Source organism: Janthinobacterium sp. SUN211 (assembly GCF_030587315.1).
GTDB lineage: Bacteria > Pseudomonadota > Gammaproteobacteria > Burkholderiales > Burkholderiaceae_D > Janthinobacterium > Janthinobacterium kumbetense.
Genome location: NZ_JAPWIC010000001.1, coordinates 1,063,025 through 1,076,000 on the forward strand (window position 1 = coordinate 1,063,025; position 12,976 = coordinate 1,076,000).

13 protein-coding genes, 1 tRNA gene and 1 pseudogene are annotated in these 12,976 nt (G+C 60.4%); 4 read left to right on the forward strand and 11 right to left on the reverse strand.

Annotated elements, in window-relative coordinates; translation table 11 throughout:
- Positions 1-238: 238 nt before the first annotated feature.
- The 3 genes from O3301_RS04610 to O3301_RS04620 form a co-directional block, all read right to left on the reverse strand.
- Complete coding sequence (locus O3301_RS04610) at positions 239-1,237, reverse strand: FecR domain-containing protein (protein ID WP_305055689.1); 999 nt, start codon at positions 1,235-1,237, stop codon at positions 239-241.
- A gap of 123 nt (positions 1,238-1,360) precedes the next feature.
- The gene (locus O3301_RS04615) at positions 1,361-1,876 is read right to left on the reverse strand and encodes an RNA polymerase sigma factor (protein ID WP_289914496.1); all 516 of its coding nucleotides are present in this window, start codon (positions 1,874-1,876) and stop codon (positions 1,361-1,363) included.
- A 2-nt stretch (positions 1,877-1,878) separates the two neighbouring features.
- Entirely contained in the window at positions 1,879-2,640 is a 762-nt protein-coding gene (locus tag O3301_RS04620) for a TonB C-terminal domain-containing protein (protein ID WP_305055690.1), read from the reverse strand.
- A gap of 394 nt (positions 2,641-3,034) precedes the next feature.
- Here O3301_RS04620 and O3301_RS04625 point away from each other — a divergent pair, with 394 nt between their 5' ends.
- Together O3301_RS04625 and O3301_RS04630 are read left to right on the forward strand one after the other, a co-directional pair.
- Positions 3,035-4,693 (forward strand): alpha-glucosidase, encoded by a 1,659-nt coding sequence (locus tag O3301_RS04625; RefSeq protein WP_305055691.1) that lies wholly within the window; start codon positions 3,035-3,037, stop codon positions 4,691-4,693.
- A 37-nt stretch (positions 4,694-4,730) separates the two neighbouring features.
- A pseudogene (locus O3301_RS04630) lies at positions 4,731-4,889 on the forward strand (transposase); the annotation flags it as partial.
- A gap of 209 nt (positions 4,890-5,098) precedes the next feature.
- Here O3301_RS04630 and O3301_RS04635 read toward each other — a convergent pair.
- The 4 genes from O3301_RS04635 to O3301_RS04650 form a co-directional block, all read right to left on the reverse strand.
- A tRNA-Val gene (locus tag O3301_RS04635) sits at positions 5,099-5,173 on the reverse strand.
- 81 nt (positions 5,174-5,254) lie between these two features.
- Positions 5,255-5,971 (reverse strand): DNA polymerase III subunit epsilon, encoded by a 717-nt coding sequence (gene dnaQ, locus O3301_RS04640; protein WP_305055692.1) that lies wholly within the window; start codon positions 5,969-5,971, stop codon positions 5,255-5,257.
- A 215-nt stretch (positions 5,972-6,186) separates the two neighbouring features.
- Complete coding sequence (gene rnhA, locus O3301_RS04645; protein ID WP_034784447.1) at positions 6,187-6,624, reverse strand: ribonuclease HI; 438 nt, start codon at positions 6,622-6,624, stop codon at positions 6,187-6,189.
- Positions 6,617-7,393, reverse strand: coding sequence for a class I SAM-dependent methyltransferase (locus O3301_RS04650; RefSeq protein ID WP_289897638.1), 777 nt, complete (start codon positions 7,391-7,393; stop codon positions 6,617-6,619). Before O3301_RS04650 ends, rnhA begins: the two co-directional genes overlap by 8 nt.
- A 19-nt stretch (positions 7,394-7,412) precedes the next feature.
- On the opposite strand from O3301_RS04650, the gene gloB reads away from it, so the two are divergent.
- Positions 7,413-8,222, forward strand: a complete 810-nt coding sequence (gene gloB, locus O3301_RS04655; RefSeq protein WP_305055693.1) for a hydroxyacylglutathione hydrolase — start codon at positions 7,413-7,415, stop codon at positions 8,220-8,222.
- Positions 8,223-8,303: 81 nt separating this feature from the next.
- Here the strand turns inward: gloB and aceB are convergent, their stop codons facing one another.
- A complete protein-coding gene (aceB, locus tag O3301_RS04660) occupies positions 8,304-9,902 on the reverse strand; it encodes a malate synthase A (protein ID WP_289910360.1) in 1,599 nt (532 codons plus the stop codon).
- A gap of 216 nt (positions 9,903-10,118) precedes the next feature.
- Between aceB and O3301_RS04665 the strand changes: the two genes are divergently transcribed.
- Positions 10,119-11,030 (forward strand): LysR family transcriptional regulator, encoded by a 912-nt coding sequence (locus tag O3301_RS04665; protein WP_035819455.1) that lies wholly within the window; start codon positions 10,119-10,121, stop codon positions 11,028-11,030.
- A 257-nt stretch (positions 11,031-11,287) separates the two neighbouring features.
- Here the strand turns inward: O3301_RS04665 and O3301_RS04670 are convergent, their stop codons facing one another.
- The 3 genes from O3301_RS04670 to upp form a co-directional block, all read right to left on the reverse strand.
- Positions 11,288-11,491 (reverse strand): cold-shock protein, encoded by a 204-nt coding sequence (locus tag O3301_RS04670; RefSeq protein WP_010398811.1) that lies wholly within the window; start codon positions 11,489-11,491, stop codon positions 11,288-11,290.
- A gap of 299 nt (positions 11,492-11,790) precedes the next feature.
- A complete protein-coding gene (locus tag O3301_RS04675; protein WP_305052218.1) occupies positions 11,791-12,153 on the reverse strand; it encodes an Hpt domain-containing protein in 363 nt (120 codons plus the stop codon).
- A gap of 22 nt (positions 12,154-12,175) precedes the next feature.
- Positions 12,176-12,826 (reverse strand): uracil phosphoribosyltransferase, encoded by a 651-nt coding sequence (upp, locus tag O3301_RS04680; protein WP_010398816.1) that lies wholly within the window; start codon positions 12,824-12,826, stop codon positions 12,176-12,178.
- Positions 12,827-12,976 lie beyond the last annotated feature (150 nt).

The following is a 12,976-nucleotide window of genomic DNA, read 5'->3' on the forward strand; positions in this document are numbered from 1 at the left end:
CTGCCCGTCTCGCCCCGGCCAGCCACATTCATGAAGGCCTTCCCCATCGCAGCCGAGTAGCGCCGGCGACAGGAAGAGCCCCTATGCAAGGGTGACGAACCGCACCACGCAAATACCGCAAACTTTTTTGAAACTTTTTTGAAACCTCTGCATAAAGAGCAAAATACGGCGCACAACGCCGGGCGACACGCGCGCCAACGTGCCGGGACTTGCCGTGCAACACGATGGAGCGAGCCGTTCAGCTCAAGAGCAGCAATCCCGCCGGCAGCGACCGTGCCTGCAGCTGAAACGATTCCTGCAGCTGCCACAGCGCCAGGTCCAGCGAGGCCGTGAAGAAACGCCCGCTGACGGGCTTGTTGCGCACGGCATCGTTCATCAGCACCACGCGGCCGGCGCGGTAACGATTGATTTCGTCGAGCACGTCGGCCAGGGGGGCCTGGTCAAACACCAGCATCCCCTGGCGCCAGGCCGACTCTGTTTTCGGGTCGATGCCAGCGATGTCGCCCAGCGAACTGGCGCCATAAACCAATTGCTGGCGCGCATGCAGCTGACGCGCGCCGGCCGGATGCTCCACGCGGACGGCGCCTTCGATACAGGTGACGCAAACCTTGCCATCGAGGTGGCGCACTTCGACCCGTCCGGATTCGAGCAGGCTGCGGCCAACGCCGGCCACGACGGCAAAGGCCGGCCCCGCCTCCCTCAGATCGATGGACGCCTCGCCCGTGAGCAAGTCCAGGCCGACCAGCCTGCCGCCATCGGTCTGGCGGCGTATGCTGGTACGCGTATTGAGGATGACGTCGACACCCTGGGACAGGGCCAGCGTGCGCTGTTCGCCAGGGGCGGTGCGCTCGTCTGCAGCCCACTCGTCCGGTCCCGGCCACAAGCCCAGGGGCGGATGGACCACGGCCACGCCGGCGACGGCCGCCGCGCCGATGGCAGCGCCGAGAAAAGCCCGCCGTCCGCCGGGCGCAAGCAAGGGACGGCGCGCGCGCGCCGGCACGGCTTCCGGCCTGGCGCGCAGCAACTCGCGGGCCGGGGCCTCAAGCGCATCCCAGCGCCGCTTCACGTCGTTGTACGCGGCCTGATGCGAGGGACTGGACTTGACCCAGCGCCGGAACCGTTGCGCATCCACTTCGCGCGCGTCTCCCGAGGTGAGCAGGCGCAACCAGTTCCACGCCTGGGCTTCCAGGTCGGCGGACGAAGCGGCGCGGCTGTCCTTGGGCGGCGGCGTCTTCATCGTGTCAGGTCCAGCGGCCAGGCCGGGCCGCAAGGCAGGAAACCTGCGGGCTGCTGCGTGCTGCTTGCATATGTTTTTTGCTCTCTCATACTTGATGACGAATGGCGCCCCGGAAAACCCGCATTATTTATGCTCCGCCGCCAGATAGGTGTCCAGGCGCTCATGCACGCGCTTCAATTCGTATTCGACCGTCCGCAACGACACACCCAGCCGCTGGGCCGCCTCTTTTTGCGTCACGCCTTCCGCATGCACGAGCAGCGCGACGGCCCGGCGGCGCTCGGGCATGCGGTCGAGCAGCTGGAACAGGGCATCCAGGTCCGAGCGTATCTCGGCCGTCCGCGCCGGGCCGGGGGCCGGGTCCACCAGTTCCTCCAGCAATGCATCGATATTATCGCCTGACAACAGGCGGCTGTGCCGGCGCTGCACGTCCACCGCGATATTGACCGCCATCCGGGACAGGTAGGCACCGGGGTTCTGGACGGGCCCAAGGTCTTCGCCACCCTTGAGGCGCAGCCAGGTGTCGTGCAGCGCATCGCCGGCATCTTCAGCATTGCCCAGCTTGCGCGTCAGGCGCTGCTTGATGGTGGCGTAGTGCTTGCCCAGGTAGTTCAGCAGGAAAAGCTGCGTGCCTTCGGACATGGTTAGCCCTCCCCCTGCTGCTGGCCGCACTGCGGTCCCACGCTGGGGGCGCTGGGTGCAACCAACATGGTCAAAAGCTGGCGCGCGATCGCCGTTGGCGGGACGCTGCCGATATGCACACCGCGCACCGCGTGCAGCAATGCGGCATCGCGACGGGGATCGCCACTGCTGCCGAGCAGGCGGACGCCGCCGATGCGGCCATCCGTTTCCAGGTAAAACCGCAGCAAGGACGTGTAGTTGCCCGGCCGGGTACGCGCATCCGAGCACAGCGCCTGCCAGATACGCATCTGAACCAGCCCGGCATAGCCATCCTCGCCGAACAGCTCCGCCATGCCATTGCGCGGCAAGGTGGATGCCGGTGCTGCGGATGCCACGGCGGCCTCTTTCAGAATGAAGGTCTGGCCCAGGCCAGAACTGCGCCTGTCAGCAACCAGTCCGGTACCTTCGAGCAGAATGCGCAATGCCGCTTCGGCCGAATAATGGCCGTATACCGCCGTGGAGGTACGGGCATGCGCGATATCACTGGAAAACAATGCAGGCTGTCCGGTGATGTCCGCATATTGGTTCAGCGCCGCATTGAGCGGCTGCGCCGGGATACTGAAAGCAAGGAGAGAAATAGCCGCATCAGAAACGGGATTGACACGTGCAGCACCTGTAGGCGGCAAATCGGAAGGAGCGCCATGAGCGTCCCCTGTTAATCCGATAAACCCACTCAGTACCCAGAAGAGCGCCAGCCCGTTGCAGCTCAAGCCGCCGACGTACATACGCACCCCTGTCGATCCCGCCACCGCGCATTGCCGCGAGCGTCGTCAAGCCAGCAGCAGTGCTGCATGGGGCATGGCAGGATGACGGATCGAGTCGGCAAGGTAGCTGCACCATTCTGAAATGGTGCATAGTGGCATTCAAATGTGACGGTGTTGTTACATCAACACTGAATCGCCATGAGTTGCTATCGGTAGCTTAGACTCTTCTGATCCACAGTTCTTGAAAGAGGAAAAACCGGTGGATCGTGTTGGTAGCCTGAGTGTCCTGACAGACGCCAGGTGTACGATCTCATAGCTGCCTGGTTCAAAGACGAGATCGGATCTGCCCTACCCCTGGCGATCCCTTGGCACGTTACAAGACAGTGCCGCCAATCAATAAGCGAGAAAGATAATCATGTTGGATAAGAAATGGTGGCATAACGCCGTCGTGTATCAGATCTACCCTCGTAGTTTTCAAGACAGCAATCACGATGGGGTCGGTGATCTGGCCGGCATCATTGGCAGACTGGACTACCTGCAACATCTGGGAATCAACCTGATCTGGCTGTCGCCAGTGTACCGGTCGCCGATGGACGATAACGGCTATGACATCTCCGACTATCAGGATATCGCCGCCGAATTCGGCACATTGGCCGAGATGGAGCAGTTGATCGCAGAGGCGGCCAGGCGCGACATCCGTATTTTGATGGATCTTGTGGTCAACCATACCTCTGACGAGCATGCTTGGTTCATCGAGGCGAAGAAATCCAGGGATAGCCCCTACCGTGACTACTACATCTGGCGCAATGCAGGCGCCGATGGCTCCCCGCCCGACCAGCAACGTTCGTATTTTGGCGGGAGTGCATGGGAGTACGATGCCGCCAGCGGTGAATATTACTTCCATCTGTTCTCGAAACGACAGCCGGACCTGAACTGGGAAAATCCCCAGGTGCAGGCAGAGGTGTATCGCATGATGAACTGGTGGTTGGACAAGGGCATCGGCGGCTTCCGCATGGATGTGATCGATCTCATCGGCAAACAGGTCGACCAGCAGATCATCGCCAACGGCGCACAACTGCACCCGCTGCTGCAGCAAATGCACCAAGCGACCTTGGCGGCACGCGATGTATTGTCGGTGGGCGAGACTTGGAGCGCCACCCCGGAGACAGCCAAGCTGTATTCCGACCCGGCGCGTCAGGAGCTGTCGATGGTCTTCCAGTTTGAGCACATCACCATGACCCACGATACCAAGGAGGGGAAATGGAAGCCGCGGCCGTTCGATCTGATCGAATTCAAGCAGATCATCGGTAAGTGGCAGACCGAGCTGGCCGATGCCGGCTGGAATTCGCTGTTCTGGAATAACCACGACCTGCCGCGCGCCGTATCCAAATACGGCGACCCCGGCCGTTACCGGGTCGAGTCGGCCAAGATGCTGGCCACCGCGCTACATTTTCTCAAGGGCACCCCCTACGTCTATCAAGGCGAGGAAATAGGCATGACCAATGTACGTTTCGATTCCATCGACGACTATCGCGACATCGAATCGCTCAACCTCTACCACGAACGCACGGCCGCCGGTGTGCCACCGGAGACGATGATGGCCGGCATCCACGCCAACGGGCGGGACAATGCACGCACCCCAATGCAGTGGAACAGCACACACAACGCCGGCTTCAGTACTGGCACGCCGTGGCTCAAGCTGAATCCCAACTACCCGGAGGTCAACGTCGCGGCCGCACTGGAACAACCCGATTCGGTCTTCTTCCACTACCAGAAGCTGATCGAACTGCGCAAGCACTGGGACGTCATGGTTTACGGAAAATACCTGCCGTTACTGGAGCAGCACCCGCAGGTATTCGCCTACCGGCGCAGCTTGGGAAGCCAACAGCTGGTTGTCGTCAACAACTTCTCCGGCGAACACGTCGAACTGGATCTGCCGGCAACGCTGCACGGCATTGCCGGGCAAGGCTTGATCAGCAACTATGCCCAGCGTGACAGCTGGACCGACCACCTCAGCCTGCAGCCATACGAATCGTTTGCTATCGCTTATGTGTGTGAGGCAGGGTGCGGATAAAGCGTTGCTGTGCAATCACATCGTGTCGCGCGAGCGCCTGGGCAAATGGCGCTGGGTGGTTGAGCGCACACTGGGCTGATTGCACCGTTTCCGCCGATTACGCGTCCGCTACGAGCGCCGTGCCGATATCCGCCAGGCGCTTCTCTCGCTTGCCTACATACTCATCTGCTGGAGATACATTCAGCGGTTTTGTTAGGCGTCCTTAGTGTACGAACTTGTTGCTTTGAAAGCAAGGAAGAGGATTGTCAGGCGTTCTAAGCCCGCTTGACGTGAAAACGGCCGCAGGAAGCGGCCGTATCGTTGAGGCTGGGCAGTGGATTAGAAATCCCATTGCCCAAAGTTTGCCCCAAGCTCGTATTCAGACAAGATGTAACATCCTAAATCATTGAATACAAACGAAAATTTTGGTGGGAAGTGCAAGTTTCGAACTTGCGACCCCTGCAGTGTGAATGCAGTGCTCTACCCCTGAGCTAACCTCCCGAAGCGAGGCGAATTATCGCATAGGTGTTGCGGCATCTGCAAGGGCTGGCGAGAGGAAATTTAGCGCGCCCCGCTTTTTTCTCACGCGGCGGCTGGCGGCGCCGTGACGGCGGTCCAGATGCACTGGCCTTTGGCGGCCTTGTCGAGGCCGGCGATGGTGGCTTCGTGGGCGGCCAGTTCGTCGGCGCTGGCGCTCTGGAAGATGACTTCGGCCAGGGGCACGACTTCCAGGGCGGCGCCGTCGGCGGCCACTTCCACCTCTTCTTCCATGCTGAGGCTGTTTTGCCCGCGCGTCATGGCCAGGTAGACGTCAGCCAGCAATTCGGAGTCAAGCAGCGCGCCGTGCAGCTTGCGGTGGGCGTTCGAGACGCCGTAGCGGTCGCACAGGGCGTCGAGCGAGTTGCGCTTGCCTGGGTGCATTTCCTTCGCCTGCACCAGGGTGTCGATCACACCATTTACTTGCTCGTGGACTGGCGGCAAGTTCAAGCGCTTGAATTCCGCGTTCAGGAAGCCGATATCGAACGGGGCGTTGTGGATGATCAGTTCGGCGTCGGCGATGTAGGCGCGAAACTCGTCGGCGATTTCCGCGAATTTCGGCTTGTCGCTAAGGAATTCCGTCGTCAATCCGTGGACGGCCAGCGCACCCTCTTCCGAGTCGCGCTCGGGATTGATGTAATGGTGAAAATTATTCCCCGTCAACATGCGGTTGTTCAGTTCGACCGCCCCGATCTCCAGGATGCGGTCGCCCGTGCGCGGGTTCAGGCCGGTGGTTTCAGTATCGAGGACAATTTGACGCATGGCAGATTCAGTCTTAAAAGCAAAAAGCGAAGGGCACAGTATAGCAAACCTGTGCTCTTCGATTACATCACGGCATGCCCGAATGCTCAACAAAACCGTAGCGAGCGGCAGTGATTTGTGGCAGAGAAGCGCAACCGTACTTGGTACGGGGGCGCCGAGCCGGTGAGCATCGCCGGCCGCAAAGCGCGACGCGCAGCAGGTTTGGTTGGGCGTTCTCAGGCGCGCACGGTTTCCACGCCCAGGTTGGCCAGCTGATCGGCCCGCTCATTGCCCGGATGGCCGTTATGGCCGCGCACCCAGCGCCATTCCACTTCATGCACGGCCTGGGCCGTATCGAGCGCCTGCCACAAGTCGACGTTTTTCACTGGTGCCTTGGCGGCCGTTTTCCAGCCGCGTGCTTTCCAGCCGTGGATCCATTCGCTGATACCCTTTTGCACATACTGGCTATCGGTATACAGCACCACTTGGCAGGGACGTTTGAGCGCCGTCAAGGCTTCGATCACGGCCTTCAATTCCATGCGGTTATTCGTCGTATTCAGTTCCCCGCCGTAAATTTCTTTCTTGGCGCCATCGGCCACCATCAGCGCGCCCCAGCCGCCCGTGCCGGGATTGCCCTTGCATGCGCCATCGGCGTAAATCTCAACTTTATCCATCTTGCTGTTCCCGCCTTTTATTCGTGACCGGTGCGCCTGCGGGCGCCGTCGCCGGTTTTTTGGTCCAAGCCGGACCGATCAAACGCATCCCTTTGACGCGCTTGATCGCCTGCACTATATACACTGCGCCCAGATATGGCCACCAGCGCGCACCGGCCTTGTCCATGAAGGCGTTGCGGCGCAGCCATTTTTCCGTCCTGCAAGCAGGCGCGTAGCAGCCGAAGTGGCTTTGGCTCACGCCCATGTTCAGCAATTTTAACCAGTCTTTCATGCGCGGCATAGAGATCAGCTCGCCCGCCTGCGGCAAGTAATGCCGGCCCGTGACCCGCCCCAGTCCCTGGCGCATACCCCACAGGCTGGCCGGATTGAAGCCGCAGACGATCACACGCCCTTCCGGAATCAGCACGCGCTCCACTTCGCGCAAGACCTGGTGCGGCTCGGCGGCAAATTCGAGGACGTGCGGCAAGACCACCAGGTCCAGGCTTTGCGAGTCGAACGGCAACTCGTCGAAGGCCGACACGAGGGTCAAGCGGCTTTCTTGCGGCGGACGCGACGGCAGGCGCGCATCGAGCAGCCATTTGTTCGGCATGCGGTTGGCCGCCAGCGCATCGAGCTGGGGCAAGCCGATCTGCACGGCATTAAAACCGAAGATATCGACAGTCAGGCTGTCGAGGCATTGCTGCTCCCAGGCACGCACGTACAGACCGGCCGGTGTCTGCAGCCAGCCGTCAAGCGCTATAATGGATTTTTCGGATGCCACACTGTCCATTCAGTTTTCTCTTTTGCTCATGACACACTCCCCTGAACACGCTTTATCGGTACTTGCCGTGCCCGCCTTTGCCGACAATTACCTGTGGCTGATCCATGACGGCCGCCATGCCGCCGTGGTCGACCCCGGCGATGCGACGGCCATCCTCGATGCGCTGCAAGCCCATCAGTTGACCTTGTCCGCCATTTTACTCACGCATCACCACGCCGACCACACGGGCGGCGTACCTGAATTGTTGCAGCATTTCGCCGTCCCCGTCTTCGGCCCGCGCAATGAGGCTATCACAGCCATCACGGAACCGCTTGCCGAAGGCGATGTCGCCCACGTGCCCGAACTGGGCTTGCAACTGACCGTCATCGACGTGCCCGGCCATACGAAGGGCCATATCGCCTACGTGCGCCAGCGCGACGAGCGCAGCGGCGCACCCTGGCTGTTCTCCGGCGACACCCTGTTTGCGGGCGGCTGCGGCCGCCTGTTCGAAGGCACGCCGGGCCAGATGGCCGACTCGCTGGGCAAGCTGGCCGCCCTGCCCGACGATACCGAGGTATTTTGCGCGCATGAGTACACCTTGTCCAATCTGCGCTTCGCCAACGCCGTCGAGCCGGGCAACCAGGCCTTGCAGGAACGCATCGCCATCGACACGGAAAAGCGCCAGCAAGGCTTGTCCACCGTGCCGTCGACCATTGCCCTGGAGAAGGCCACGAATCCCTTCCTGCGCTACAGCGAACCGGCGATCCTGACCAGCCTGAAGGTGGAAGGCAAGCTGGCCACCGATGCGTCGCCCGTGGAAGCATTTGCCGCCTTGCGGATGTGGAAAAACAGCTTTTAAGTCCGCCCTACCGCCATAAAAAATCCCGGCAGATGCTTGTATGCATCGCCGGGATTTTTTTATCGATCTAGTTGATCAGGATCAGATTTCTTCGTACAGCGGCAAGGTCAGGAATTCGGCGAACGATTCCGACGTCGACATTTCCTCGAAGATTTGTCCGGCACGCACATAGGTCGGGCCGTTGCCGCCCGGCGCATCGCGCTGCACCTTGGCCAGCTCTTCCGGAATCATGGCGCGCACCATCTCGGCCGTCACCTTGCGGCCATCTTCCAGCACGCCCTTGCTCGAACGAATCCATTGCCACACTTGCGAACGGCTGATCTCGGCCGTGGCAGCATCTTCCATCAGGTTATGGATGGGCACGCAACCGTTGCCGGCCAGCCAGCTGCCCAGGTAATGGATGCCCACGTTGATGTTGTAGCGCAAGCCCGCTTCCGTGATCGGCGCTTCCGGCTGGAAATTCAGCAAGTCCGACGCTTTCACGTCGATGTCGGGACGCTGTTTCTCGATCTGGTTCGGCTTGTCGCCCAGCACTTTCGTGAACTCGCCCATGGCCAGTTCCACCAGGCCCGGATGGGCCACCCAGCCGCCGTCATAGCCGTCGGTGGCGTCGCGCGCCTTGTCGTTGCGCACGCCGCCCATGGCGATGTCGTTCTTTTCCGGATCGTTCTTGATCGGGATCAAGGCTGCCATGCCGCCGATGGCCGGTGCGCCACGCTTATGACAGGTTTTCAGCAGCAGCAAGGCGTAGGCGCGCATGAACGGCGCCGTCATCGTGACTTTCGCGCGGTCGGCCAGGCAGAAATCCTTGTCCAGCTTGAATTTCTTGATGCACGAGAAGATGTAATCCCAGCGGCCCGCGTTCAAGCCCGAGCTGTGCTCTTTCAGCTCGTACAGGATTTCATCCATCTCGAAGGCGGCCAAAATGGTTTCGATCAGCACTGTCGCCTTGATCGTTCCTTGTGGCAAGCCCAATTCGTTTTGCGTCATGACGAAGATGTCGTTCCACAGGCGCGCTTCCAGGTGCGATTCCATCTTCGGCAGGTAGAAGTACGGGCCGGCGCCGCGCGCCAGTTGTTCCTTGGCGTTATGGAACATGAACAGCGCGAAATCGAAAATACCGCCGGAAATGCGCTTGCCGTCGACCAGCACGTGCTTTTCATCGAGGTGCCAGCCGCGCGGACGCACGACGAGCGTCGCGATCTTGTCGTTCAGCTTGTAGGACTTGCCATTTTGCTCCAGCGAAATCGTCTTGCGCACGGCGTCGAACATATTGATCTGGCCCGTCAACTGGTTATCCCAGTTCGGCGTGTTCGAATCTTCGAAGTCCGTCATGTAGCTGTCCGCGCCGGAATTGAAGGCGTTGATGACCATCTTGCGCTCGACGGGTCCGGTGATTTCCACGCGGCGGCATTCCAGCGCCTTCGGGATCGGCGCGATCTTCCAGTCGCCGTCGCGGATGTGTGCGGTTTCTGGCAAGAAATCAGGACGCTCGCCCGCGTCGAGGCGCTTGGCCCGCTCCACGCGCACGGCCAGCAATTCCTGGCGGCGTGGCTCGAAGGCGCGCGTCAGCTTGGCCACCAGGGCCAGCGCGGCCGGCGTCAGGATCTGTTCGTAGCCGGGTGCAATGGCACCCGTGATTTGCATGCCTTCGGGAAGTGCGATCGTGTTCTGCGTCATGAAGTTCTCCGGTTTTTAGTAAATATAAGCAAAGGTAATCTGGTGATCCAAGTATAAGCCGAACGACTGCGCGGGCAAGCTGGACAGAGGCGCAAAAACACCCTGCCGGGCGGCGCGTTTGTTCTATAGTATTGCACTATAAGGCATGGAAACGAGATTAAAAATCACTTCATCTATGCGTTTTTATCACAAGTGATGGCATGACGGGAGCACAACATGGGCCAGTTCAGACAAATATCAACCTTCGTGGAAGTAGTGGCCAAGGGCAGCCTGTCGGCCGCCGCGCGCGCGGAAGGCATCGCGCCAGCCATGATAGGCCGGCGCCTCGATGCGCTGGAGCAGCGCCTGGGCGTCAAATTACTCCAGCGCACGACGCGCAAACTGGCCTTGACGAATGAAGGCGCCGCCTTCCTGGAAGATTGCCAGCGCATTCTGGGGGAACTGGAAGAGGCGGAAGCGGCCGTGGCCGAGCGCAGCGTGAAGGCCAGCGGCCACCTGCTCATTTCCGCGCCTGCCGGCTTCGGCCGCCAGCACGTGGCGCCCCTGATCCCCTCGTTCGTGGCCGAGCACCGCGACGTAACGGTGTCGCTGAACCTGAACGACCGTCTCGTCGACCTGATCGGCGAAGGCATCGACGTGGCCATCCGCATCGCCAGCCTGTCCGATTCCTCGCTCGTGAGCACCAAGCTGGCGGACAACCAGCGCGTGCTGGTCGGCTCCCCCGCCTATCTGAAACGGGCGGGCACGCCCCGCATCCCGGCCGACTTGGCGAAGCACAATTGCCTGGCGATCAGCAGCGAAGGCAGCCAGCGGGGCTGGACTTTCCGCGAAAACGGCAAGAATGTAATTTTAAAGGTGGCGGGCAATATGGTCTGCAACGATGGCGAAGTGCTGCATGACTGGGCGCTGGCCGGCAAGGGCCTGGCGTGGCGCTCGATGTGGGAAGTGGGCGCCGAGATCGCCTCGGGCCAGCTGGTGACGGTGCTGGACCAGTTCGCCGCCCCGGGCAACGATATCTACGCCGTATTCGCCCAGCGCCGCCACTTGCCGCTGCGCATACGGGCGTTCGTGGATTTTTTAAGGCACTCATACTCACAGCCAGACTACTGGCGCGAACGGGCTATTTGAGGACGCGGGACCGAACCTGCTGCGCGTCGGTTTTGTCCGGCGTCGTGACATTAATGGGAACACCGCAGAGCTCGGCTTAGAGACTTGCGCTGACCAGGCAGGCCTACCCGCCGGCAATGAGGCAAAGTAGCCGAAAGATAGCCGCGCAGAGGCCGCGTAGCCCATCAAACGCACACAAAACCCATGCTTCACGGAAATTAAGGCGAAAAAAAATCCTCGGAGACCGAGGATTTCTTTATTTCGTTTGATCCAGCGTATTAGATTGGCTGAATGTTCGAAGCTTGCTTGCCTTTAGGGCCAGCGGTCACTTCAAAAGAAACGCGTTGGTTCTCTTGCAGGGACTTGAAGCCGTTCGACTGGATAGCCGAGAAGTGAGCGAACAGATCTTCGCCGCCTTCGTCAGGGGTAATAAAGCCGAAACCCTTCGAATCATTGAACCATTTTACGATGCCAGTTGCCATTACAATTTCCTATTTCAGTTAAGTTGGGCTTGCGCCCGTTATATCGTTTGAAGCAAGAAAGAAATGACAGACAAACTGCACTACTACCTCGAATCCAACGATGCCCAATTATACCAACAAAACTGAGAAAAACCATTCTTTCGCAAAATAAACTTGCGAACACTACTTTAATAGCCAAATCCCCGTCTTGCGGCGCCCTGTACCAGCGGCATGGAGACACTATATCCTAATCTGCGACGCGGGTGCTTTGCGTTGTATCAAATGAATCATTGCAACCACATGACTATGTGCGAGGTCACCTAGGCGGTGAAATGGGTGGCCGCCGCATCGCGTCCCGCCCAGTCCAGTAGCGCCACCACTTGCGCCCGCACGCCAGGCCAATCCGCCACCGCTTGCGCAGGGGCATTGAGCATGGCGCGCACCAGCTGTTCGAGGCGCCGGCACTCCTGCCCCAGCGCGGCAAAACCGAAGGTGGCGGCCGAGCCGGCCACCGCATGCAGCGCGCGGTGCAGCTCCGTCAACGGATCCAGGCGGGGGCCTTCGCTGTCGCAGCGGCCGCTTGCCTGCGTGATCGCCTGCATCAGGGCCGGCACGCCAGCCGCATATTTTTCATTCAGGGCGCGCAAACGCGCGCGAAAATCCGGGTCGATCAAGGTTGCCATCGCAATACTCGCCTGAACCGGTTTACTTGGTGCCGAAGATGCGGTCGCCGGCATCGCCCAGGCCCGGCACGATGTAGGCGTGGTCGTCGAGGTGCGAATCGAGCGAAGCGCAGAACATCTTGACGTTCGGATGCGCATTCTGGAACACGGTCACGCCTTCCGGTGCGGCAACCAGGGCCAGGAAGATGATCTGCTCGTCCGTCACGCCCCGCTTTTTCAGCACGTCGACGGCATACACGGCCGAATTGCCGGTCGCCACCATCGGGTCGCACAAGATGAAGGTGCGCTCGTTCAAGTCCGGCAGGCGCACCAGGTATTCCACGGGCATGTGCGTGGCCGGGTCGCGGTACACGCCGATGTGGCCCACACGCGCCGATGGCACCAGGTTCAGCAAGCCATCGCTCATGCCGATGCCGGCGCGCAGGATGGGCACGATGGCCAGTTTCTTGCCGGCGATGACGGGCGCGTCGATGGTCACCAGCGGCGTCTTGATTTCGCGCGTCGTCAGCGGCAAGTCGCGCGTGATTTCATAGCCCATCAGCAAGGTGATTTCCTTGAGCAATTCACGGAAGGTGCGCGTCGACGTGTCGTGCTCGCGCATGTGGCTCAGTTTGTGCTGGATCAAAGGGTGATCGGTAATGAACAAATTCGGGAAGCGTGGATCTTGTTTCATATTGTTTTTCTTTCTATGCTAGCTGGCGCGGCGGCAAGCCTGGGCCGCAAGCGCGCTGTATATCGATAAAATGATGGATTGCAGCATTATCCCAGCCCCCAGCCCGCCTGTGGCCGGAATTTTCGAAATAATTGCGTACCCACGCGGAGG